Annotated in this window: 21 protein-coding genes and 1 pseudogene; 8 read left to right on the top strand and 14 right to left on the bottom strand. The window is 65.9% G+C overall.

The features are described from left to right. Nucleotides 1-11: 11 nt before the first annotated feature. From M3I54_RS15425 to M3I54_RS15435, 3 genes are read left to right on the top strand one after another with little or no spacing between them, the layout of a single operon-like run. Complete coding sequence (locus M3I54_RS15425) at nucleotides 12-1619, top strand: carboxyl transferase domain-containing protein (protein WP_254337240.1); 1608 nt, start codon at nucleotides 12-14, stop codon at nucleotides 1617-1619. A gap of 18 nt (nucleotides 1620-1637) precedes the next feature. After that, nucleotides 1638-2426, top strand: a complete 789-nt coding sequence (locus tag M3I54_RS15430) for an enoyl-CoA hydratase/isomerase family protein (RefSeq protein ID WP_254337242.1) — start codon at nucleotides 1638-1640, stop codon at nucleotides 2424-2426. 33 nt (nucleotides 2427-2459) lie between these two features. Further along, on the top strand, nucleotides 2460-4469 hold the full coding sequence (locus M3I54_RS15435; RefSeq protein WP_254337245.1) for an acetyl/propionyl/methylcrotonyl-CoA carboxylase subunit alpha: 2010 nt from the start codon (nucleotides 2460-2462) through the stop codon (nucleotides 4467-4469). Between the two features lie 153 nt (nucleotides 4470-4622). On the opposite strand, the gene M3I54_RS15440 is transcribed toward M3I54_RS15435, so the two are convergent. Further along, nucleotides 4623-5468 carry a helix-turn-helix domain-containing protein gene (locus M3I54_RS15440; RefSeq protein ID WP_254337335.1) on the bottom strand — a complete coding sequence of 282 codons (846 nt, stop codon included), beginning with the start codon at nucleotides 5466-5468 and terminating at the stop codon, nucleotides 4623-4625. A gap of 315 nt (nucleotides 5469-5783) precedes the next feature. On the opposite strand from M3I54_RS15440, the gene galU reads away from it, so the two are divergent. The 3 genes from galU to M3I54_RS15455 all read left to right on the top strand — a co-directional run bounded on the left by galU (nucleotide 5784) and on the right by M3I54_RS15455 (nucleotide 8971). Next, nucleotides 5784-6728 (top strand): UTP--glucose-1-phosphate uridylyltransferase GalU, encoded by a 945-nt coding sequence (gene galU / locus M3I54_RS15445; protein WP_254337246.1) that lies wholly within the window; start codon nucleotides 5784-5786, stop codon nucleotides 6726-6728. Between the two features lie 180 nt (nucleotides 6729-6908). Next, the gene (locus M3I54_RS15450) at nucleotides 6909-7646 is read left to right on the top strand and encodes a response regulator (protein WP_028202613.1); all 738 of its coding nucleotides are present in this window, start codon (nucleotides 6909-6911) and stop codon (nucleotides 7644-7646) included. Next, on the top strand, nucleotides 7643-8971 hold the full coding sequence (locus M3I54_RS15455) for an ATP-binding protein (protein ID WP_254337248.1): 1329 nt from the start codon (nucleotides 7643-7645) through the stop codon (nucleotides 8969-8971). The genes M3I54_RS15450 and M3I54_RS15455 overlap by 4 nt, the downstream gene beginning before the upstream one ends. Before the next feature lie 94 nt (nucleotides 8972-9065). On the opposite strand, the gene M3I54_RS15460 is transcribed toward M3I54_RS15455, so the two are convergent. Together M3I54_RS15460 and M3I54_RS15465 are read right to left on the bottom strand one after the other, a co-directional pair. After that, nucleotides 9066-9812, bottom strand: a complete 747-nt coding sequence (locus tag M3I54_RS15460; protein ID WP_254337249.1) for a hypothetical protein — start codon at nucleotides 9810-9812, stop codon at nucleotides 9066-9068. 254 nt (nucleotides 9813-10066) lie between these two features. Further along, nucleotides 10067-10543 carry a carboxymuconolactone decarboxylase family protein gene (locus M3I54_RS15465; protein ID WP_254337251.1) on the bottom strand — a complete coding sequence of 159 codons (477 nt, stop codon included), beginning with the start codon at nucleotides 10541-10543 and terminating at the stop codon, nucleotides 10067-10069. Nucleotides 10544-10609: 66 nt separating this feature from the next. Between M3I54_RS15465 and M3I54_RS15470 the strand changes: the two genes are divergently transcribed. After that, a complete protein-coding gene (locus M3I54_RS15470; RefSeq protein WP_254337253.1) occupies nucleotides 10610-11116 on the top strand; it encodes a MarR family winged helix-turn-helix transcriptional regulator in 507 nt (168 codons plus the stop codon). A gap of 23 nt (nucleotides 11117-11139) precedes the next feature. Here the strand turns inward: M3I54_RS15470 and M3I54_RS15475 are convergent, their stop codons facing one another. From M3I54_RS15475 to M3I54_RS15520, 10 genes and pseudogenes are all read right to left on the bottom strand, one after another. Beyond that, nucleotides 11140-11934, bottom strand: a complete 795-nt coding sequence (locus M3I54_RS15475; RefSeq protein WP_254337336.1) for a CDP-diacylglycerol diphosphatase — start codon at nucleotides 11932-11934, stop codon at nucleotides 11140-11142. A 105-nt stretch (nucleotides 11935-12039) separates the two neighbouring features. After that, nucleotides 12040-12342, bottom strand: coding sequence for a DUF6587 family protein (locus M3I54_RS15480; RefSeq protein ID WP_254337255.1), 303 nt, complete (start codon nucleotides 12340-12342; stop codon nucleotides 12040-12042). After that, a complete protein-coding gene (locus M3I54_RS15485; RefSeq protein ID WP_254337257.1) occupies nucleotides 12339-14192 on the bottom strand; it encodes a ferrous iron transporter B in 1854 nt (617 codons plus the stop codon). The genes M3I54_RS15480 and M3I54_RS15485 overlap by 4 nt, the downstream gene beginning before the upstream one ends. Beyond that, entirely contained in the window at nucleotides 14189-14440 is a 252-nt protein-coding gene (locus M3I54_RS15490; RefSeq protein ID WP_254337259.1) for a FeoA family protein, read from the bottom strand. The genes M3I54_RS15485 and M3I54_RS15490 overlap by 4 nt, the downstream gene beginning before the upstream one ends. 264 nt (nucleotides 14441-14704) lie before the next feature. Beyond that, nucleotides 14705-16159, bottom strand: coding sequence for an indoleacetamide hydrolase (iaaH, locus tag M3I54_RS15495; protein WP_254337261.1), 1455 nt, complete (start codon nucleotides 16157-16159; stop codon nucleotides 14705-14707). Between the two features lie 98 nt (nucleotides 16160-16257). Beyond that, nucleotides 16258-16748, bottom strand: a pseudogene (locus M3I54_RS15500) (hypothetical protein). Nucleotides 16749-16811: 63 nt separating this feature from the next. Further along, nucleotides 16812-17027 carry a transcriptional regulator gene (locus tag M3I54_RS15505; RefSeq protein WP_254337263.1) on the bottom strand — a complete coding sequence of 72 codons (216 nt, stop codon included), beginning with the start codon at nucleotides 17025-17027 and terminating at the stop codon, nucleotides 16812-16814. Nucleotides 17028-17382: 355 nt separating this feature from the next. Beyond that, nucleotides 17383-18075, bottom strand: coding sequence for an NADPH-dependent FMN reductase (locus tag M3I54_RS15510; RefSeq protein WP_254337265.1), 693 nt, complete (start codon nucleotides 18073-18075; stop codon nucleotides 17383-17385). Between the two features lie 412 nt (nucleotides 18076-18487). Beyond that, entirely contained in the window at nucleotides 18488-18820 is a 333-nt protein-coding gene (locus tag M3I54_RS15515) for a hypothetical protein (RefSeq protein WP_254337267.1), read from the bottom strand. Nucleotides 18821-19066: 246 nt separating this feature from the next. Continuing rightward, a complete protein-coding gene (locus M3I54_RS15520) occupies nucleotides 19067-20314 on the bottom strand; it encodes a cyanate transporter (protein WP_254337338.1) in 1248 nt (415 codons plus the stop codon). Between the two features lie 240 nt (nucleotides 20315-20554). Here M3I54_RS15520 and M3I54_RS15525 point away from each other — a divergent pair, with 240 nt between their 5' ends. After that, entirely contained in the window at nucleotides 20555-21280 is a 726-nt protein-coding gene (locus tag M3I54_RS15525; RefSeq protein ID WP_254337269.1) for a GntR family transcriptional regulator, read from the top strand. Nucleotides 21281-21296: 16 nt separating this feature from the next. Here M3I54_RS15525 and M3I54_RS15530 read toward each other — a convergent pair whose 3' ends face one another. Continuing rightward, nucleotides 21297-21509 (bottom strand): hypothetical protein, encoded by a 213-nt coding sequence (locus M3I54_RS15530; RefSeq protein WP_069261722.1) that lies wholly within the window; start codon nucleotides 21507-21509, stop codon nucleotides 21297-21299. Nucleotides 21510-21569: the final 60 nt, after the last annotated feature.

Consider the following 21569-nt stretch of genomic DNA (forward strand, 5'->3'; position numbering starts at 1 on the left):
GGGAGGACGGGATGCCGGTCATCGAATCGAAGCTCAATCCGCGTTCGGAAGACTTCAAGGCCAATACCGCGGCACTTGAAGCGCTCGTCGCGGACCTGCGCGAGAAGATCCAGAAGCTTTCGCTGGGCGGCGGCGAGGCCGCGCGCGACAAGCACCTCTCGCGCGGCAAGCTGCTGCCGCGCGATCGCATTGCGCAGCTGGTCGATCCGGGTACGCCGTTTCTGGAGCTCTCGCAGCTCGCGGCTTACGGCATGTACAACGACGACGCGCCGGGCGCGGGCATCATCACGGGCATCGGCCGCATTGCGGGGCAAGAATGCGTGATCGTTTGCAACGACGCCACGGTGAAAGGCGGGACGTACTATCCGGTCACGGTGAAGAAGCACGTGCGCGCGCAGGAAATCGCGCAGGAAAACAACTTGCCTTGTGTGTACCTCGTCGATTCGGGTGGAGCGAACCTGCCGAATCAGGACGAGGTGTTTCCGGACCGCGATCACTTCGGCCGCATCTTTTACAACCAGGCGAATCTCTCTTCGCAGGGTATTCCGCAGATCGCGGTGGTGATGGGCTCGTGCACTGCGGGCGGCGCGTATGTGCCGGCCATGAGCGACGAGTCGATTATCGTGAAGAACCAGGGCACGATTTTCCTCGGCGGCCCGCCGCTCGTGAAAGCGGCGACGGGCGAGGAAGTGAGCGCCGAGGACCTGGGCGGGGGCGACGTCCACACGCGCCTTTCCGGCGTGGTCGACCATCTTGCGCAGAACGATGCGCATGCACTGGCCATTGCGCGTTCGATCGTCGGCAATCTGAACCGCACCAAAACGCCGCCCGTGGTGCTGCGCGAGCCGCTGCCGCCGCGCTTCGACGCGAAAAGCCTTTACGGCGTGATTCCCGTGGATACGCGTAAGCCCTTCGACGTGCGCGAGGTGATCGCCCGCATCGTCGACGACTCGGCTTTCGACGAATTCAAGGCGCGTTATGGCACCACGCTCGTGACCGGCTTTGCGCACATCTGGGGCCACCCGGTCGGCATCATCGCGAACAACGGCATTTTGTTTTCCGAATCGGCGTTGAAGGGCACGCATTTCATCGAACTGTGTTGCCAGCGCAAGATTCCGCTGGTGTTCCTGCAGAACATCACGGGCTTCATGGTGGGCCGCAAGTACGAAAACGAGGGCATTGCGCGCAACGGCGCCAAGATGGTGACGGCAGTGGCAACGGCCAAGGTGCCGAAATTCACGGTCATCATTGGCGGTTCGTTCGGCGCGGGCAACTACGGCATGTGCGGCCGCGCGTATTCGCCGCGCTTCCTGTGGATGTGGCCGAACGCACGCATCTCGGTGATGGGCGGCGAGCAGGCCGCATCCGTGCTCGCCACGGTGCGCCGCGACGGCATCGAAGCGAAGGGCGGGACGTGGAGTGCCGAAGAAGAAAATGCGTTCAAGCAGCCGATTCGCGATCAATACGAGCTGCAGGGCCATCCGTATTATGCGAGCGCACGCCTGTGGGACGACGGCGTGATCGACCCGGCGCAAACGCGCGACGTGCTCGGCCTCGGTCTCTCCGCCACGATGAACGCGCCGATCGAGGAAACGCGCTTCGGCGTGTTCCGCATGTGATGCATTGAGGACCAGACAATGCAATACGAAACGCTCACGGTAGAACTCGTCGGCCACGTGGCGACTGTCACGCTCAATCGCCCCGAAGTGCGTAACGCGTTCAACGAAACGATGATCGCGGACGTAACGGCTGCGTTCACCGCGCTCGGCGCGCGCGACGACGTGCGCGCAATCGTGCTCGCCGGCAACGGCAAGGCCTTTTGTGCAGGCGCGGACCTGAACTGGATGCGCAAGATGGCCGGCTACTCCGACGCAGAGAATCGCGCGGACGCCATGCGTCTCGCGCATATGCTCTCGGCTGTCTATCGCTGCCCGAAGCCGGTCGTCGCACGCGTGCATGGCGACGCCTACGCGGGCGGCATGGGCCTCGTGTGTGCGGCGGACATCGTGGTGGCCGTGGAGACCGCGCACTTCTGCCTTTCCGAAGCGCGCCTCGGCCTCATACCCGCCACGATCGCACCTTACGTGATCCGCGCGCTGGGCGAGCAGGCTTCGCGCCGCTACTTCGTCACCGCCGAAGCATTCGACTGCGCCACCGCGCAGCGGCTTGGCCTCGTGAGCGAAGCCGTGAGTGCCGAAGCTCTCGACGCCACCGTGCAACGCATGACCGAAACGCTCTGCGCAAACAGCCCGAATGCCGTGCGCGAGTGCAAGCAGCTCGTGCAGGACGTCGCCGGCCAGACGATCGACAACGCTCTGATCGAAGACACCGCCGTTCGCATCGCGCGTATTCGCGCGAGCGAGGAGGGGCGCGACGGCGTGTCGTCGTTCCTTGAAAAGCGTACGCCGCGCTGGCGCGATCAATAAGGCATGAAGCAGGCAACGAAGCGAGGACAGCACATGTTCAACAAAATCCTGATCGCCAACCGCGGCGAAATTGCATGCCGGGTTGCGGCTACGTGCAGGCGGCTTGGCGTGAAGAGCGTGGCCGTGTACTCGGACGCCGACGCGAACGCCAAGCACGTCGCGGCCTGCGACGAAGCCGTGCATATCGGCGAAGCGGCGGCTGCGCAAAGCTATTTGCGCTATGAGCGCATCATCGAAGCCGCGCGCGCCACGGGTGCGCAAGCCATTCACCCCGGATACGGTTTTCTTTCGGAGAACGAAGACTTTGCCCGCGCGTGCGAAGCGGCCGGCATCGTCTTCATCGGGCCGCCGGTCGAGGCGATCGCCGCCATGGGCTCGAAAGCCGCCGCGAAGGCGCTCATGCATGCGGCGGCCGTGCCGCTCGTGCCGGGCTACCACGGCGACGACCAGGACCTCGCGCTCCTGCAGCGCGAAGCCGATGCAATGGGCTACCCCGTGCTGCTCAAAGCGAGCGCGGGCGGCGGCGGCAAGGGTATGCGCGTGGTCGAGCGCAGCGAGGACTTCGCGGCGGCGCTCGCTTCGTGCAAGCGCGAGGCGGCCAGCAGTTTCGGCAACGACCGCGTGCTGATCGAGAAGTACCTCACGCGGCCTCGTCACGTCGAAGTCCAGGTGTTTGCCGACAAACATGGCGGCGCGGTCTACCTGTTCGACCGCGACTGCTCGGTGCAGCGCCGTCACCAGAAAGTGCTCGAAGAAGCGCCCGCGCCGGGCCTCGAAGACGGCGTGCGCCGCGCCATGGGCGAGGCGGCTGTGGCCGCGGCGCGCGCGGTGCATTACGAGGGCGCGGGCACCGTCGAATTCATCATGACGGATGCCGACTTCTACTTCATGGAGATGAACACGCGTCTGCAGGTCGAGCACCCCGTAACGGAGATGATCGCGGGCCTCGATCTCGTTGAATGGCAGTTGCGTGTTGCGGCGGGCGAGCCTCTGCCGCTCGGGCAGTCGCAGCTTTCGATCACGGGCCATGCACTCGAGGCACGCATTTACGCGGAAAATCCGGCGCGCGGCTTCCTGCCCTCCACGGGCACGCTCAAGCATCTGCGCATGCCAGAGGGCGTCGAGTTCCGGCTCGGCGACGCGGGCCAGCGCGCGAGCGTGCGCATTGACAGCGGCGTGCGCGAAGGCGACACCATTACGCCGTTCTACGATCCGATGATCGCGAAGCTGATCGTGCACGGTGCCACGCGCGAGGACGCGCTTGCGCGTATGGAACGTGCGCTCGAAGCGTGCGAGGTGGTGGGGCCGCATACGAACGTCGAGTTTCTGCACCGGCTCGTGACCTGTGAGCCATTTGCAAGCGCCGATCTCGACACGGGCCTGATCGAGCGTAACCATGACGCGTTGTTCTCACCGCAGCAGAAGCCGGTTCGCGAAGCGCTTGCGCTCGCGTGTGCGGCGTTGCTTGGCCGTGAGGGCGGCGCGATGCATGGCGCCTCGCCGTGGCAGTCGCTTTCGCACTGGCGCTTGAATAGCGGCTTCGCGCAATCGCTCTCCTGGCGCGATGTCGAAAGCGATACCGCGTTCACGGTGGCGCATACGCATGACGGCGGTGAGGAAACTCTGGCCTATGCGGGGCACGAGGCGCGCTACACGTGGTGGCGTAGCGAGGGCGCGAACGAATACGGCGCGACCATCGGCGACAAGCGCGTGACGGGCCGCGTATTCATCGACGGCGACGTGTTTCATGTGTTCTGCCTCGGCACGGCGATGGCGTTCGAGTGGCAGAACCTGCTCGCGCACGCGGCCGACACGGAGCACGGCGAGGGCCGTCTGACTGCGCCCATGCCGGGCAAGGTGATCGCCGTGCTGGTCGAACCGGGCGCCGTGGTCGAGAAGGGCACGCCGCTCATCGTCATGGAGGCGATGAAGATGGAGCACACGATCGGCGCGCCTGCGGCTGGTAAGGTAACCGAAGTATTGTATGGCGTAGGCGACCAGGTGGCCGACGGCGCGCAATTGCTTGTGCTCGAAGCCGCTTGAAGCCGCTTGAAGCCGCTCCAGGCGGTTTGACTTGCAGGGCTAATCAGTTCCTTCCGGCTTCCCTGTAGCCGGAGAACGACGTGAGAGTTTTGCCATGGGGCGCTCTGCTATAGCAGAGCGCCCTTTTTTTTCGCGCTTGCGGATGAGAACCGCTCAGCGTGCCTTCGCATGTGCCGCGAGCAGCTCCCGATGTCGCGCTTCGGTGGCGTCGTCGGCGGGGAACATGCATTCGAGGCGTAATTCCTGGGCGGCGACGTTTTGCGGCGTCCCCACGCTCGTCACCATCGAGAAATAGCGAAGCACACTGCTGTCGTCGATGAAACTCAGTGGAATGACCGGCACGGTGGGCGTGCCGGTCGATCCGTGGTGCGCTTTCCAGTCGCGAGGCACGCCGGGGTACGCAAGCAATTCGTCGAGCAGCGTGCGTGTTTCATCGTCGATCACGCGGCCGACGGCTTCGCGATACACGCGTTGCAGCAGGCTTCGCGAAGCGTTCTCCCAGTCTGCGAGGAATGGGCGCATGCCCTTGGGATCGAACATCAAATGCAGCATGTTGCGCGGGCTTGGGCGTGCGGCCATGTCGATGAAGTGGTCGAAAAAGCGCGGCGCGGCGTCGTTGGTCATCAGCACGTTCCAGTGCCGGTCCATGACGATGGCCGGAAACGGATCGTGCTGGCGAATGACCCGCTCGAGCGCCTGCACGACGTGCTGCATTTCCTGCGCGTTCCAGGGTGCTTCCGAATAGACGGGCGCGTAGCCGGCGGCGAGCAGCAGGGCGTTGCGCTCGCGCAGGGGCACGTCGAGCGTCTGTGCAAGGGTCAGCAGCGTGTCACGGCCCGGTACGCTGCGGCCGCTTTCAATAAAGCTGATTTGCCGCTGGGAAATCCCGGCGTCCAGCGACAAATCGAGTTGACTCACTCCGCGGGCATCGCGCCAATAGCGCAGCAGGGTGCCAAGTTCGCTTTGCGGTGCGTTTGGGTCGGGGCGCGTGGGGTTCATCGGCTTTCCAGGTTGGGTGCTGGCGATTGTGTGTTGAGGATAGGCGCTCACGCGCGGCTCGCCAATTACATGCGATGTAATCGCCGCGCGGCCCAGGAACTGCGCGCCTTGCGTCTGGCCGCTTTCACTCACGCGCACTCCGAGCAAAAACAGTGCGATCATTGGGTTTGGCTTTTCGGCAGACCTTTCCGGCCGAAACTTGGGAATTTGTCGCCGAGCTGATTCGCCACATGGGGAGATATCCGGGGTCGGAATGCAAATCCCGCACCCGTTGTCATGGTCGTACCGCCGCTCTACCAGACAGGTGAGGTCATCATGCTTGGTGTTCGTAAAGCTGTGTTTCCGGTGGCGGGAATCGATACGAGCTTTCTGCCGGCAACGAAGGCGAGCCCGAAAGAAATGCTCCCGATCATCGACAAACCGCTCATTCAATATGCCGTTGAAGAAGCCATCGGTGCAGGCATTACCGAACTGATCTTCGTGACGGGCCGCGGAAAGCGCGTCATTGAAGATCATTTCGACAGGTCGTACGAGGTCGAACACGTGCTGAGGGCGCGCGGCAGGCAGAATCTCGTCGAACTCGTGCAGAGCATCAAGCCGGCCAATGTCGAGTGCGTCTATGTCCGGCAAGCCGAACCGCTCGGTCTCGGGCACGCCGTGCTTTGCGCGGAAAAGCTGATTGGCGACGAACCGTTTGCGATCGTGCTCGCCGACGATCTGCTCGACGGCAAGCCTCCGGTTCTCGCGCAAATGGTCCATATCTTCAGCCATTATGATTCCTCGGTTCTCGCCGTAGAAGAATTCGAGTCGAGCGAGTCGGCGAGTTATGGCGTGATTGACGGCCGGCATTGGGACGAGCGCGTGATCAGCGTCAGCCGCATCATTGAGAAGCCTACGCCCGAGCAGGCGCCGTCGAGCTTCGGCGTGGCCGGGCGTTATGTGCTCATGCCGAGCATCTTCCGGCATTTGCGCTCGCTGAAACCCGACACGAACGGCGAGATTCAGCTCACGCCCGCCATTCATTCAATGCGCGAAGAGGAGCAGGTGCTGGCCTACGAGTTCGTTGGCAAGCGCTATGACTGCGGAACCAAGCTCGGCTATGTTCAGGCGACGGTCGACTTCGCCCTGCGGCATGCAGAATTGCAGGAGACCTTCGACGCATGGCTGCGCGAGCGCGTTGGCGCGGCGCAAGTGGGTACGTGGGCAACGGGTTCGATGCTGAACCAACCGGCTCCGGGCGCGCCGGGGCTCGCACATTGATGCCATGCCAATTGCATAGGAGAATTGAACGATGCCCGTGAACGTGCGGCCTCTCTAGCAAGACGTCGTTTTGATTGGGCGGGACATGATGATTCCGCCCTTTTTCAAGGGTGATGCGAGGAAAGGACTGGTAAGAAACGGTGGAAGGTTCCGCCCGCCCCACTGCTTTAAAATCGCGGCATGAACCCCAGCGTCCTCATTGTCGACGACGATCCCGTCGTGCGCGATCTGCTGAGCCGCTTCTTGCGCTCGCATAACTTCGATACGGCCGTGCTGCACGACGGCGTCCACCTCCAGCGCCGCCTCGAGCGCGAACGTCCGTCCATTGTGGTGCTGGACATCATGATGCCGGAGACCGACGGCCTCGAGGCCATTGCCGCCTTGCGCGCGGCCGGCGACGACATTCCCGTCATTTTCGTCACCGCGCGCGGCGCCGTGAGCGACCGCATTCGCGGGCTCTCGCTGGGCGCGGACGACTATTTGCCCAAGCCCTTCGATCCGCACGAACTGCTCGTGCGCATCCAGAACATCCTGCGGCGGCGCGGCCCGTCTACCGCCAGCGCACCCGAGGCACGCCGGCGCTACCGGTTCGGCGACTTCGAGCTCGACTTCACGATGCGTACGCTCTCCTGCGGCGACACGCAAATCCCGCTGAGGGAGAGCGAATTCGCGTTGCTGAAGGTATTCGCCACGCATCCCTACAAAGTGCTTTCGCGCACGCTGATCCACGATATCGTGCATCGCGACGAGCGCGAGTTCCACGAACGCAGCCTCGACGTGCCGATCTGGCGCCTGCGCCGCGTGATCGAGGCCGATCCGTCGAATCCGCGCCATATCCAGACGGTGCGCGGCAAGGGCTATGTATTCGTGCCGGATCCGGCGAATTATTCGGAGGCGCACGGCGCAGCAATTCAGTGAGAAGTCCGTTGAATACGCTGTTCGGGCGCATGGCGTTGCTCTCGGCGGCTGTTTTGCTTTCCATGCAGCTCGGCTGGTTTTTGCTGCTTGCCCGCCAGCCGCCGCGCCATGAAGTCGATGGCTTCGCGCGTGGTGTCCTGCTCGCGCTGCGCGTGGCCAGCGAAGAGCACGTCGGCGGCGGTACGCTGCCGCCCCCGGTGCATCTCGGCGGTTCGCTCGAGCCGCCGAAGGACCGCGACCTGAGCGACGTGTTGCGCGTGCACCGCGTGCCGGTGTGGAACGTGCCCAAGGACGTCCACCTGCACGAGCCGACGCGCAGGCCGCTAGTCGACTTGACGCGTCATCTGCGCGAACAATTGCCGCCCGGCACGCAGTTCGCCGTGGATGACGGGCGCCCGCCCCAACTGTGGGTGCGTTTTCCAGGCAGCACGAGCTGGGTCGTCGTGCCGGTCGATATTCCGCCGCCGCCGCGCTTTGTCATCGAAGGGATTTCGATGCTGCTGGCTGCGCTCACGCTGTCGTTCCTGGCCGCCTGGCAGATCCAGAAGCCGCTCGCGGGCCTCGCACAGGCCGCGCGGCGGTTCGGCACCGGCGAGCGCATTGCGCCGCTCGAAGGCAAGGGGCCACGCGAACTGCGCGACGTGAGCGCGTCGTTCAACGACATGATGCGCTGCGTGAACGAGGCCGAAGACGACCGCGTGGTGATGCTGAGCGGCATTGCGCACGACCTGAAGACACCGCTTACGCGGCTCAAGCTGCGCGCGACCCTGATGGACGAGGAGTCGGAGCGCAACGGCATGCTGCGCGACGTCGATTCGCTCACCCACATCGTCCAGCAGTTTCTGGAGTTCGCGCAACAGTCGCCCGACGCGGGCAGGCTATTGAGCGTCGACGGCTTTTTGCAAAGCCAGTTTGGCAATCCTGATGAAATCGAGGGCGGTAACGGACCGCTGTTCGTGCTCGATTTGCGTGCCGGTCCCCGGTTCAAGCTACCGCAGGTCACGCTGGACCGGCTCGTCACGAATCTGGTTGATAACGCGCTCGAGTATGGCGCCCCGCCGGTCGAAATCTCGACGGCGATCGAAAACGGATCGTGCCTGATACGCGTACGCGATCACGGCGCCGGCATCGAGCCGGAGCGCATTCCCGCTGCCATGAGGCCGTTCGTACGCCTGAATGCGGCGCGTGGCGGCGAAGGCCACTGCGGCCTTGGGCTTGCCATCGTCGCGCGGCTCGCGCGCGACAGCGGCGGCCAATGCGACGTCGAGAACCATCCGGATGGCGGCCTGCTCGTGCGGCTCAGCTTTCCTGTCACTCACGGCTGATACGCCACCACGAAAAAAAGCGCGCCGAGCCTTCGCGGACCGGCGCGCAAACGTGCCAACGCTTAAAAAAGCGGGCGCTTGTGGACGTAGCGGGTCAGGCCGTCGTGCTAACGAACAGGCCGCTCGCGGCGCCCGAGCCCTGCTGCTGCAGGTTGCTCGCGAGCGTCGTGAGGAATTGCTGAAGCTCGGACGTCGTGTCGCTCGACGAACTGCTCGACGAGGCGCCCATGGCCGTCAACAGGTTCTGGAAGTCAGACGTCAATTCGCTATCCGAACTGCTGCTGCTCGATGAGTTGCTTGCCGTGCTCGAATCGGAGGACGTGCTGCTCGAAGCCGACGAAAGCGACTGCGCGAGGTTCGAGATCGCCGAAGCGAGATCGCTGCCGTAACCGCCTGCCGACGAGGGCGGCGGAGGCGGCGGCGGGGGCATCATCGCTGCCGCATTGGTCGTCGTGCTCGTATCGCTCGACGTGGACGACGTGCTGGAGCTGGAAGCCGCGGTCGTCGCAGATGTAGCGCTTGCCGACGTAACCGCGCTGCTGTCGCTGCTTTCGTCCGTGCCCGTCGTGGTGACGCCGCTCTGTTGCGCGGCGGCCTGGAACAGCGCGCCGAGGAATTGCTGAAGCGCGGCGGCGAGCGCATCGGGCGACGTGGATGACGTGCTCGACGTCGAACCGGAAGTGCTCGACGAAGAATCGGAACTGGCGGTGCTCGCGGAGGCGCTGGCCGTGCTGTCCGTCGTGAAGCCGAGCGACGAGAGCGCCGAGGCGATGGCGGCAGCAAGCGGATTGACGTTGTTCGAGTCCGACGAGGCGTCCGAAGCCATGGGCATGCCCGACATCTGGCTGCTTGTGGTTTGCCCGTCTGCCTGGTAAGCGGCCCAGGTCGAAAACAGTGAGTTTGAGTTGGATAACGCGCTTATCGACATGTTTAACCCCCCGGTGAATGTGCGATATGGTCGATGCCCGACCGAGAAGGCTGGTCAGGCCACTCAGTCGGCGCAATCGTATGCCGTCTTTTGCTGTGGGAGGCGGCTTTGTAATTCGAGGAAAGAGTTCAGGTAAGGAACTCGCGCGATCCTTACCTTACCTTTCCTCAGCCTGCTTCGTCGCGCACCGGCGGCGCGAAGCGCAGCGCCACGGCAATGCGGTTCCACGCATTGATATTTGCCACGGCGGCGGTCAAGAACGCCATCTGCTCGCCGGGAAACTGCAGCGCCACTTCCTCGTAGAGCGCGTCGCTCACCCCTTCATGGAGTTTCGCGCTCAGCGCTTCCGTGTAAGCCAGCGCAGCGCGTTCGCGCTCGCTGAAGCATTCCGGCGCCTCGTGCCATGCGGCCACGAGATCGAGCTTGACCCGCGGCACGGCTTTCTCGCGCGCAATGTTGAGGTGGTACTGAATACAGAACGCGCAGCCATTGATTTGCGAGGCGCGAATTTTTAGCAGTTCGGTGAGCGGCTTTTCGAGCCCGGAAGCGTCGACAGCCTTGCTCATGGCGGAGAGCGCGGCCGCAACCGGGGCGGCGTCGCGCACGAAGGTTTCGTAAGTAATGCGGGTAGAAGCGCTGGACATGACTGGACCTCGCGAAGTTTGGCCGTTAATATCAGAGCACGAACATCATATTCGAACTCTGACATCATGCACAGGACTGCGAGGAAAGACCCGGCTTCGAGGAGGGGCGAGCACGCGAGTGCCATTCCCGAGGTCGGCGAGGGCAAGCGTGGCGAGGCGGGCTATTTCGGCTACCTGCTGCGCCAGGCGGGTGCGGCGCATCGTCTGCGCATGGAGCGCGCGCTCGACGATCTCGGCATTACGCCGCCGCAATTCGTCGTGCTGACCATGCTGGCCGCCTACCCCGGCATTTCGGGCGCCGATCTCGCGAGGCTCGCAGCGCTCACGCCGCAAACGGTGAGCGTGATCGTCGCGAATCTGGAGCGCGGCGGCGCGATCGCGCGTCGTCCCCACGCGGTGCATGGGCGCATTCAGCAGATCGACGTGACCGATGAGGGCGAGGCGCTGCTCAGGCGGTGCCGCGCGCGCGTGAAGAAGCTGGAGGCGCGCATGGCCGCGGGCTTCACGGCCGAAGAGGAGCAGGTGATACGGCGCTGGTTAGTGAGCGTCGCGCGCGAGGACGACGCGGGCTGAATGCATCCCGGCGCGACTACGCGTTACTTTGAAGCGCTCTTCGTTTGCGCGAGGCTGCACGAATGGTCGAGCAGGCCTTCCGCCGTGCCGGTTCCGCCATCGACATCGAGCCCGCTGTTCACGACGAGCCAGCCGTTGCGCTGGGCATCGGGGCCTGCGCCTGTCACGAGTATCGTCTGCACGGCCATGGTCTGGTTCGGCCCGAGATCGCGCTCGACCACGCGAAACGGATTGTTGCTATCCGAGAGGCTCGTCACGCGCGTGACGCGGTAGCGCGAGCCGTCGAGCGTGGTCCAGCGCCACGTGCCCGGCGCCATGTCGCCATACGGCGCGAGTGCCTTCGTAATGTCGGGTCGCATGCAATCGACGTGGATATGCAGTTGATTCTGCGTGCGGCGCTCCGAGGAATTGATCTCGATGCCGAGTTGATCGCCGGCGAGCGGCATGCCGAGCTTCGCCTCCACGAGGCGCCCCGCGCCCCATGCGCCTACCCAGTACTCCGGCGCGCCGCCGTAAAGAATTTCGGGGCTCTCGATGCCGGCCACGCGGTCCGTGGGAATCACGAGATACTGCGCGCGCCCTGCGATGTCCTTGAGCACGGCATAGCGCTTCTGGAAGTCGACGGTGGTGCAGGGGCCGGGCTGGCCCTTGTCGCGCATGTTCGGCACGCACTGGCCGCCGACGACTTTCCAGAGACCGTTGGAGTCGACCGCGGAGAGGCGCACGCAGGCGCCGGTGGCGGCGAGCGCAACGATTGCCGTCGTGGCTACGGCAAGCCGGGACATCCGCATGAAAGGGGCAAGGCGCAAGGATCGCATCGGCACGAAGTGTCTGGATTCATTCGATCAAACGCGCCGCGGCGCGACGCAGCGCGCAGTGTAGCGCAATGCCCGTGACAGTCGCTTGCGCGCGGTTGTCGCGACTCATTTGCGGCGCGGATGAAACGTGACCGGTTGCGCGTTCGATGCGTTCGTTGCCGCAGGCGTCGGTCCGCACGTGCCGCAGGTGCCGCAGCCGTCGCCGCAATCGCCGGTTGCGCCTTTCGGCTGCACAAAACGCCCTAGGCGCTGCGCGAATGCACTACGTTGCGGGCGCAACAGTGTGGCGGCCACGGCGGCCTGCACGCGCGTGGCCGTTTTCGGCGCGAGCTTGCGCAGCGTATAGACGAAGCTCGCGGCCACGAGCAGCGCGATCACCGCATATTGCGCGACGAGTCCGGCGTTCATACGAAGTGCCTCGCGATCTGATACGTGACGAACGACGCCGCGTAGGCCACGATGAACATGTAACCGAACGAAATCACGACGGCGCGCCACGAGCGCGTTTCGCGGCGAATCACGGCGAGCGTGGACATGCATTGCGGGGCGAATGCGAACCACACCATCAGCGAGAGGGCGCTGGCGAGCGAGAAGTTCTGCGCGAGCGTGTGGCCGAGCGCGGCGGTATCCGCGTCGCCACCCGCCACCGCGTACACCGTGGCGAGGGCGGCCACCGCCGTTTCGCGCGCGGCGAACGCGGGGATCAGCGAAAGGCTCATTTGCCAGTTGAAGCCGAGCGGCGCGAACGGCCATTGCAGCGCGCGGCCGAGATAGCCGGCGATGGAGTAATCGATGGCGGGCAGCGTCGCGCCTGCGGGCGGTGAGGGGAACGTGGAGATGAACCACATCAGCACCGTGAGCGCGAGGATGATGCCCGTGAGGCGCTTGATGAAGATCGCGCCGCGCTCCCACAGGCCGATAGCGACGTCGCGTGCGCGCGGCAGCCGGTAGGAGGGCAGCTCCATGAGCAGCGCGTGTTCGCGGTGGTCGCGGCGCAGCTTCTTCATGACCCAGCCCACCGCCATCGCGCCGACGATGCCGGCGGCGTAAAGCGCGAAGAGCACCAGGCCCTGCATGTTGAATACGCCGAAGATCAGGCGGTGCGGAATGAATGCGCCGATCAGCAGCGCATAAACCGGCAAGCGCGCCGAGCACGTCATCAGCGGAGCGACGAGGATCGTGGCGAGCCTGTCGCGCGGGTCGGAGATGCTGCGCGTGCCCATCACGCCGGGAATCGCGCACGCGAAGCTCGATAGCAGCGGGATGAACGAGCGCCCCGTGAGACCCACGGCCACCATCATGCGGTCGAGCAGGAAGGCCGCGCGCGGCAGATAGCCCGACTCCTCCAGCACGAGGATGAAGAAGAACAGCACCAGAATTTCGGGCAAAAAGCCGAGCACGGTGCCTACGCCGCCGAACAGCGCGTCCGTCACGAGGCTGCGCAGCGGGCCGTCCGGCAGCGCCGCGCCGGCGGCCGCGCCGAGCCAGGTGAAGCCGTCGCCGATGGCGTCGGTGAGCGGCTTGCCGAGCGAATACACGGCCTGGAACACGAGGAACATCACAAACGCGAGTATCAGCGGGCCGAGCACGGGGTGCAGCGCGAAGCGGTCGATGGCGTCGTCGCGCGCGTCGGTGGCGCGCGGCATCGTCACGGCGCCCGCGAGGATTGCACGCACCGTACTGTGCAGGTCGTCGTTGGCCGCTGTGGACTTCGCTGGCGTCTGGGGTTTTTCTGTCGTCGTGCGGTCGATCAGCTCGATGAGCGCTTGCGCGCCGCCGCGCCGCACGGCCACGGTTTCGACCACGGACATGCCGAGCTGGCGGGCGAGTTCGCCCACGTTCACCTCGATGCCGCGGCGCTTCGCAGCGTCCATCATGTTCAGCGCAAGCACCATCGGGCGTCCCATGCGCTGCACTTCGAGCACGAAGCGCAGATGCAGGCGCAGATTCGTCGCGTCGGCCACGCAGACGATCAGATCCGGCGCGGCCTCGCCCGGGTAGCGGCCGAGCAGCACGTCGTGCGTCACGCGCTCGTCGGGGCTCGTCGAGTCGAGGCTGTAAGCGCCCGGCAGATCGAGCAGTTGCACCTTGCGGCCCGAGGGCGTGGCAAAGCGCCCTTCCTTGCGCTCGACCGTCACGCCCGCATAATTGGCGACCTTCTGGCGCGCGCCGGTCAGCAGATTGAAGAGCGCGGTCTTGCCGCAGTTGGGATTGCCGACGAGCGCCACGCGCAGCGACGTAACAGGGGCCTGGCTCATTGCGCGTTCTCCTCGTTCGTCGTCACGCTCACGCGCTGCGCTTCCGCGCGGCGCAATGCAAAGCGGGTCGAGCCGATCTGCACGAGCAGCGGGTCCGCGCCCCAGGGTGCGCGCGCAACCACGCGTACGGGCTCGCCTGGAACGAAGCCGAGGTCGCGCAGACGCTGCGCGATCGGGTCGGGGGCATGGATATCCTCGACACGCTCCACGAGGGCGGTCGCTCCTTTGGACAGATCGGTCAGACGCATAGGTGGGGACTTGCTCACGACGAATGAGAATTGTTCTCATTGTAACGGCGGGGCCGTAGTTGTGGCAGCAATTGCACCTCGGGTCCGTCGATGCGGGCGGGGAACCCACGGCCGAGGCGGGGTATCGGTGGCGAGTGCGCTTATTTGCCGCAGGCTGCGCACGGTGTCCGGCGCAAAGGCTATTTATTCCGGATGGCTAATTAAAAGATCGGCGATGGAAGAATGCGCCGCGCGACTTCCCCGTTGCCAGGGCGCCCCGTCCGCTCAAATCTCCGGCGCAGGCAGCGTCCCCAGAATCGCTTCGAACGCGAGACCGATCGCGAGCAGCCTGCGGTCGCCGCCGGCCGGTCCGTCGAGTTCAAGCCCGACTGGCAAGCGCCCGTCGACCAGGCCCGCCGGCAGCGCGAGGCCCGGAATGCCGGCGTTGCTCGCGGGATCGGTGTTGCGCAGATACGCCACCATCTCGTCGATCGGCGCCGCGCCGTCGATCGACACGCGAGACGAACCGTTCAGTTCGTCGATCGGCACCGCGGCGAGCCGCGTCGTGGGAAAGAGCAGCGCGTCGAGGCCGCTGGCTGCGAAAGTCTGCGCATAGAGCTGCTGCAGGCGCGGCCGCCACACCGTCATCGCGCCGTGGTAGTCGCCGCCGCGTGCGTCGGCGAGCACGGCGTCGTAGGCCGCGCGCACGTCGGGGCTCGCAATACGCGCGGCGACGTCGGCCACGGTTTGAGCGGGCGCGTGGTTTGCAGCGAGCCACGCGGCGAGATCTTCGATGGGCTCGTGCAGCGCGATCGCGTAGCTCACGCGGTCGTTCAGCGCGAGCAGCTCGCTCATTTCGACCGGCACGAGCGTGACGCCCGCGGCTTCGAGCTTCGCGAGCGCGACGCGCGCGACGTCTTCGAGCGCGGCTTCGAGACCTTCCCACAGCGGCGCGGGCAGGCCAACGCGCAGATTCGTCACGGCGGCCGGCGAGAGCGGGCCGTGCCCGGTGATCACAGCGTCGAGCAGCGCGACATCGGCTACCGTGCGCCCCATCGGCCCGACCGTGTCGCGCGTATGGCTGATCGGCACGACGGCCTGCGGGTCGTGATAGCGGCGTTGCGTGCCGCCGTCGCCGACGCTCGGGCGCAAGCCGACAATGCCGCACAGCGCGGCGGGAATGCGCGTGGAGCCGCCGGTGTCGGTGCCGAGTCCGGCGGGCACGATGCGCGCCGCAATGGCGGCCGCCGTGCCGCCGGAGGAGCCGCCTGGAATTCGTTCGGGATCCCAGGGGTTACGCACGGGCCCCGCATGCGGCGCGAGGTTCGTGCTGGTGATGCCGAATGCCAGTTCGTGCATGTTGGCCTTGCCGAGCAGGATCGCGCCGGCATCGACGAGACGCTGCACGGAAGGCGCGTGACGTGCGGGCACGAAGCCTTCGAGCGCGGGTGTGGCCGCCGAGGTTTGCAGGCCGCGCGTATTGATGTTGTCCTTCACGACCATGGGCAGCCCGGCGAGCGGCAGACGCGCGCGCTCGTTTGCGCCGAGCGAGTCGATGCGCTGCGCGGCGGCGAGCGCACCTTCCACGTCGAGCACGGTTAGCGCGTTGAGGTTGGAGAGCGCCTGCGCGCGCGCGAGCAACGTGGCGACGTAGTCGGCGGCCTTCAGTTGCCCCGCTTGAATGGCCTCGACGGCTTGCGTCGCGCTCAGTGCCAGTTGCTGGTCGACAGTCCAGGTCATGCAGGGTTCTCCTCGTGCGGCTATGAAGCCATGCTAACAACGCGCGCGCCGCGTTGCTGCAGGTTACGCGCGGGTTGCGCGTGTCTTGCGTTGTGGCGCTACTTGTTCAGGAGGCGCAGCGCAAAGCGTGCGAGCGTGGGCACGAGCGCTGGCTGCAAGAGGCGCGCGTCGTTTTCCTCGAGGCAGAGTTCGATCGTTTCGCACGGTTCGAGCGAGTCGCCCAGCACCTCGCGGTTCGAGGGCAGGAAGTTCGAGTCGCGCGCGTTGCCACTGGCGTCGATGCCACGCGCGATAGCGAGCCGCTCCCACACCAGCATGAACCAGATAGCGGCCACGTGCACGGAGTGCCACGGCCTGCGCCACCCAACGTGAGACGGCTGAGCGCGTCGGGCGCGAGCTTTGGGCAGTCGAGCACGGCGGGGCGGTACGGATCGTGACTGTCGAGCAGCATCCGGCAGAACATCTTGCGGTGTTCGTCCGATCCGATTTTGATGGGCCCTGGCGCGTCGTGAGTCCAACGCCGCAGCGCGGCGTCCTGCTCGGAGATGAAGGCTGCGCCTTCGTCCGGATGCGTCAGGGTTTCGGACATGAGCATCTAATGTGAAAGGGGTATGACTCCTATTCTGTCACAACCGTAAGGAAGCATGCGCCCTTACGCGCAGCGGCGCTGCTGGTCGATCCACATGCGCGCCCAGCGGCAGGCGTAGGCGAGCGCGTGCCTTTCTTCGAAGAAGTAATCGAGTTCGTCGAACGAATGCTGCGCGCCCGGCTGCGTGCGAATGGTGAGATTGGCGGCGAAAAGGCCGTTCGGGAGCTGCTGCGCGCTGGGGGCGACGACGTAGCCTTTGTAGCGTAATGGTGTGTTCATGGCCGCGCTTCCTGCTGATCTACTGCTGATTTGCTCGAGTTCTCTTTCAGAGTGGCGCGTGTGTTTTGCTGTCCACTCAGTGCGCCGGCACGGACCAGCGTACGGGCCGCCGTGTGCCGATGGAACCAATCATTCGTCGCAAGCAAATCACGTGTGGCCTGGAACGGTCAGCAGAATGATCCGGATGAGGCGAGGGGTGAATCCGGCTTCAATGTGGACCGGCCGATATGCGGCGTCTGTGGGATGGCGCACGCGATGTGCGCCGCGCGACGCCGGCAATGTGGGTTAGGGAACGTTTCCCGCCCCGCGCGCTCGACGGCGTGCGGGTGGGCAAGTCGGAGAGGTCGGCAGCGTGTCAGACAGCGAGGCTCAGTCGCTTTTCGGTGCGCGGCGCGTTGGCGGCCTGCGCGCCGCCGACGCTGTTCAAGGCGCTTGCAAGCGGTGCTGCGTGTCGTTCCTGGCCTTGGCCGCCGAACGCGAGCGCGAACTGCGCCGCCTGGCGGCCGACCGTTGCGAGCTGTTCGGCGACCTTCGCGTCGGAGCACTGCTGCGCGCTCTCGAAGCGCGTCTCCAGCGTGTTGATGCCCGCGCCGAACGGCGTTGGCCAGCCCCGCAGCGCGTGCACGATCGAGCGCAGCGAGGTCAGCACCGAGCCCGCGGCTTGCCAGCCATAGGCCGTGACGATGCAGCCCACTGCGCGGCCGTCCAGATATGGGCGGTTGTCGGCACGCAGTTCTTCGAGCGTGTCGAGCGCGTTCTTCACGAGCCCGGATACACCGCCGTGATAGCCGGGCGTCGCGATGATGACGGCGTCGGCGGCGCGCACGGCTTCGATCAGCTGGAGCTGGGCGTCGGTGCGAGCAGGATCCTCGGGCGCGTAGTGCGGCAGCGTGTGCAGGAACGTGCCGCCGAACAGTTGCGTGCGCGCGCCGGTGTCTTCGGCGCCGCGCAGCGCGAAAGCGAGCGCGCGCTCGGTCGACGAGGCGGCGCGCGTAGTGCCGCCGATGCCCACCACGAGCGGGCGGCGTTGCGAATCGGAAATGCTCAAGGGAGGCTCCCTGAAATGCGATGAGACCTGGCTCGTGCGTGATCGGGCAACGCAGCCACGACGCCTGGAAGGCTGGAATGGGTCATCTTAGAGAGCGCGCCGCGCGGCGCGAAACGACTTTTTGTTCTATCCATATGCCGGCAGCGCTACGTTGCGCTGCGCCATGCGGCCCGAAATGCATATGCGAAACCATTGGTTGGACACGCGGCGGGCCGTGGCTAAGATGAAACCGTCTCCTCCATGACATCTCCTTGACATGGGATTCGGCCCCGCACTTTTCCGGTGACGGGGCTATTTTTTTCTGGAGACGGGAACGGGCGGCGTTTCGGGGGTCTTCGAGGCCGTGATCGCGGCAGCGTCGTGCCGCGCTGTGTGTCGTGCTTTGTGCCGCTTACTGCGGCCACGCGCTAGCTCACACCGTCAGCACGTTGCCGTCGGGGCCGATTTGCGGCGGAATTTCGGGCAGGGTCCCATTGCCAGGCGCGGTGCGCACCGGGGCGCCCGGCGTGGCCGGCAGCGTGGGTGCGGGAGCACGCATGGCCGGTTCGGCGATCTTGCGTGTGGTGAGCTTGTCTGCGGAGGCAAGCTTGTGCTTCGTGCCGTGATGCGCCTTCTTGCCGGCATTGCTCGCATGCGCCGAGGGCGTGCGCGCTTCCGGCGGATTCCATATCTCGATGTAGTGTTCCCCGGCGATCGCGGTGGACGCGAGGACGCCCAGCAAGGTCCCCGTGATGAAGAATCGCACGTCGTGTTCTCCGTTTCGATGTACAGACCGGGGCCGCGCCAAGCACCGGGGCGCAATGGGGCGGCGTCACCCGGTACGGCGACCGGGCGGCACGGACGGCCGGCTGCACGCACTGTACATTCATACAGGCGCTTATGCAAACGTTTCACGACGCGCTGCGGGCGATGTGTTGCATGGGTGCGCCGCGCTCCGGCGGGGCGCCGTGCGGGGCTTGCGCCGGTGCTCAATCTGATGTTTGCGGGGGGCTCAGGCGTCGAGCGCGGCCCGGCTTTTCGCGATCGCCCCGTCCACACCTGGGCCGTGGGCGCCGAGCCAGCGCCCGTAGCTGCGCGGCGAGAACGCGAGCGTGAGCACGATCATCGCGCTGATCGATAAGGCGAGCATGATCCACGCGCCCGTAAAGCCGCCCGTGAGGTCGCGCACGCGGCCGGCCACGATGGGGGCGAGCGCGGCGATCACGAAGCCCAGACCCTGGATGAAGGCGACGAGGCGCGCGGCCACGCGGTGGTCCGCGCTATGGTCGAGGGCGGTGACGAGCGTGACCGAGAACGTGCCGCCGAGCCCCGCCCCCGCCGCCGCGACCCACAGCAGTGGCGCGGCCTCGGGCCACGCGGCGAGGCCGATCACGCCGACTAGCTGGCCGCACAGGCCCAGAACGAGCCACGGACGCCGGTCCGTGAACGCCGCCGCGGCGAGCGGCAGGAGCAGTGCGCTGGCGGCCTGGAACACGGTCATCGCGGCGAGCAGCGAGCCGCTCGCTTCGACGCTCGCGCCATGCTGCTGATAGTAGGCAGGCAGCCACGCGACGAGACTCGTATAGCCGCCGTTGACGAGCCCGAAATGCAGACCGAGTGTCCAAGCCCGGCGTTTGCGCCAGACTGGCACCGTTGCCGCGTTGGCATGCTCCTGCGACGGCGCTGTGGCGGCCGGCTGCGCGCGCTGGCCTGCGCCGAACCCGCCGTTCAGCGCCCCCCAGATCGCGAGCGCGACCAGCGCGGGCAACGCCCATACGGCGAGCCCCGCATGCCACGAACCGCTGAGGCGCGCGACGAGCGGGCTCAGGCTCGCGCCGAGCCCGCCGCCGCCCATGATCGACGCCGAGAACAGCCCCATTGCGAGCGGCACCCGCGCAGCGAAGCGTTGCTTCATGACGGCGGGCAGCAGCGCCTGGATGGCCGCGACGCCCGCGCCGGCCGCGGCCGCCGTGAGCATGAGCGCGCCGCCGCTGGCGGCGAACGCGCGGGCAGCGCATGCCGCGGCAATCGCCACGAGCCCGAGCGCGACGCCGCGCGTCTCGCCGAGCCGGCGCGCGAGCAGGCCGGTACCGAACGCGCCGAGCCCCATCGCGACGACGGGCAAGCTCGTGAGCAGCGACGCGCCGTAGAAGCTCAGGCCGGTGTCGTTGCGAATGGTCGTCATGAGCGGACTGATCGAGGTGAGCAGCGGCCGCAGATTCAGCCCGATCGCGACGATCGCGGCATACCACGCGAGCACGCTGGCCGACTCGCCGGACGGCGTCTGGGAACGAAGGGAACGGTTTTGAGGGTTCAATGCGGTCAACCTTTTTACTACTGTATGGTTGACCATTATATAAAAAAATTGTCAACAATCAGGCTGGGCCCGCTATGTCCGGCATGGGCGAACGAGTATGGGCGCGAGTCTATATCGCCTCGCCATGCCGCTCGCTACAATGCGACCTGACCCAGCGACCCGATCCAGCTAGCGCGCCTGCCCATGGCCCCATCCTCCCGCCTCGTTCCGCCCCGCGATACCGACGAACCGTCCGATGTCGAGGCGCATGTCTATGCGTCGATTTCTTCCGCGCTGCTGGAAGGCAAGCTCGCGCCTGGCCAGCAACTGGTGGAGCGCGAACTCGCGGCGGCGTTCGGCTGCACGCGCGGCGCGTTGCGCAAGGTGCTGGCGCGCCTCGGCTTCGAGGGCAGGCTCGTGCTCGAACCCAATCGCGGCGCGTTCGTGCCATCGCCCTCGGAGGACGACATACGCGCCGTGTACCGCGCTCGCCAGGTGGCCGAAGCGGGTGTGATGGTGAGCCTGTGCGGCACGCTCGACGCCGCGATGCGGCGCAAGCTCGCTGCCCATGTGCGCAGCGAGAAGAAGGCGTTGCGCGAGGCGCGCGTGGACGAAGCGGTGCGCCTCGCGGGGCAGTTCCATCTGCTGCTCACCGAGCAGGCGGGCGGCGCCGCGCTCGTGGAAGCGCTGGCGCAACTGGTTGCGAAAACGGAGCTGTACAAGGCCTTGTTCGATCCGTCGAAGGCGTCGATGTGCGCGCCCGACGAGCACGCGCAGATCATCGAGGCGCTCGAGGCGGGGGACCTGGCGGCGGCGCTCGCTACGATGCGCGCGCATCTGACCGAGCTGGAGGAGCGGGTGGTGCAGCAGGCGCGTGCGCGCGCCGGGCGCGATCTCAAGACTGTGTTCGCGGATCTCGCGAACGGCTGAACGTGCACGGTGCGCGTCAGCCCTGGTCTACGCGCCGGCGCAACTCCTTCGAAGCCGCGAGTGGAATGCGCGCATCGTCCCACGTGGCGAGCCATTCGATCTCTTTCGCGGCGAACACCTGGCCATGATTGCGCAGTGCGTACTGCAATGAGTCGATGACGTGATTGCGGATGATTTCGGGCGTATGCGGGTCATCGAGGACGATGCGCAAGGCTTCGAGCGTGGCCATTGTGCGGCTCCGGCGAATGTGGCGACCGCAACGTTATCGCACGACAAAAAAGCGCTTGCC

Source organism: Paraburkholderia sp. CNPSo 3274 (assembly GCF_024206475.1).
Classification (GTDB): Bacteria; Pseudomonadota; Gammaproteobacteria; order Burkholderiales; family Burkholderiaceae; genus Paraburkholderia.

Excerpts from the sequence above, each read along its gene's own strand:
- M3I54_RS15475 (WP_254337336.1), bottom strand. The coding sequence starts at position 11,934 with ATGCGATCCTTGCGCCTTGCCCCTTTCATGCGGATGTCCCGGCTTGCC.
- M3I54_RS15435 (WP_254337245.1), top strand. The coding sequence starts at position 2,460 with ATGTTCAACAAAATCCTGATCGCCAACCGCGGCGAAATTGCATGCCGG.
- M3I54_RS15525 (WP_254337269.1), top strand. The coding sequence starts at position 20,555 with ATGGCCCCATCCTCCCGCCTCGTTCCGCCCCGCGATACCGACGAACCG.
- M3I54_RS15440 (WP_254337335.1), bottom strand. The coding sequence starts at position 5,468 with ATGAACCCCACGCGCCCCGACCCAAACGCACCGCAAAGCGAACTTGGC.
- M3I54_RS15460 (WP_254337249.1), bottom strand. The coding sequence starts at position 9,812 with ATGTCGGGCATGCCCATGGCTTCGGACGCCTCGTCGGACTCGAACAAC.
- M3I54_RS15465 (WP_254337251.1), bottom strand. The coding sequence starts at position 10,543 with ATGTCCAGCGCTTCTACCCGCATTACTTACGAAACCTTCGTGCGCGAC.
- galU (WP_254337246.1), top strand. The coding sequence starts at position 5,784 with ATGCTTGGTGTTCGTAAAGCTGTGTTTCCGGTGGCGGGAATCGATACG.
- M3I54_RS15450 (WP_028202613.1), top strand. The coding sequence starts at position 6,909 with ATGAACCCCAGCGTCCTCATTGTCGACGACGATCCCGTCGTGCGCGAT.
- M3I54_RS15470 (WP_254337253.1), top strand. The coding sequence starts at position 10,610 with ATGCACAGGACTGCGAGGAAAGACCCGGCTTCGAGGAGGGGCGAGCAC.
- M3I54_RS15485 (WP_254337257.1), bottom strand. The coding sequence starts at position 14,192 with ATGAGCCAGGCCCCTGTTACGTCGCTGCGCGTGGCGCTCGTCGGCAAT.
- M3I54_RS15430 (WP_254337242.1), top strand. The coding sequence starts at position 1,638 with ATGCAATACGAAACGCTCACGGTAGAACTCGTCGGCCACGTGGCGACT.
- M3I54_RS15530 (WP_069261722.1), bottom strand. The coding sequence starts at position 21,509 with ATGGCCACGCTCGAAGCCTTGCGCATCGTCCTCGATGACCCGCATACG.
- M3I54_RS15490 (WP_254337259.1), bottom strand. The coding sequence starts at position 14,440 with ATGCGTCTGACCGATCTGTCCAAAGGAGCGACCGCCCTCGTGGAGCGT.
- M3I54_RS15425 (WP_254337240.1), top strand. The coding sequence starts at position 12 with ATGCCGGTCATCGAATCGAAGCTCAATCCGCGTTCGGAAGACTTCAAG.
- M3I54_RS15505 (WP_254337263.1), bottom strand. The coding sequence starts at position 17,027 with ATGAACACACCATTACGCTACAAAGGCTACGTCGTCGCCCCCAGCGCG.
- iaaH (WP_254337261.1), bottom strand. The coding sequence starts at position 16,159 with ATGACCTGGACTGTCGACCAGCAACTGGCACTGAGCGCGACGCAAGCC.
- M3I54_RS15480 (WP_254337255.1), bottom strand. The coding sequence starts at position 12,342 with ATGAACGCCGGACTCGTCGCGCAATATGCGGTGATCGCGCTGCTCGTG.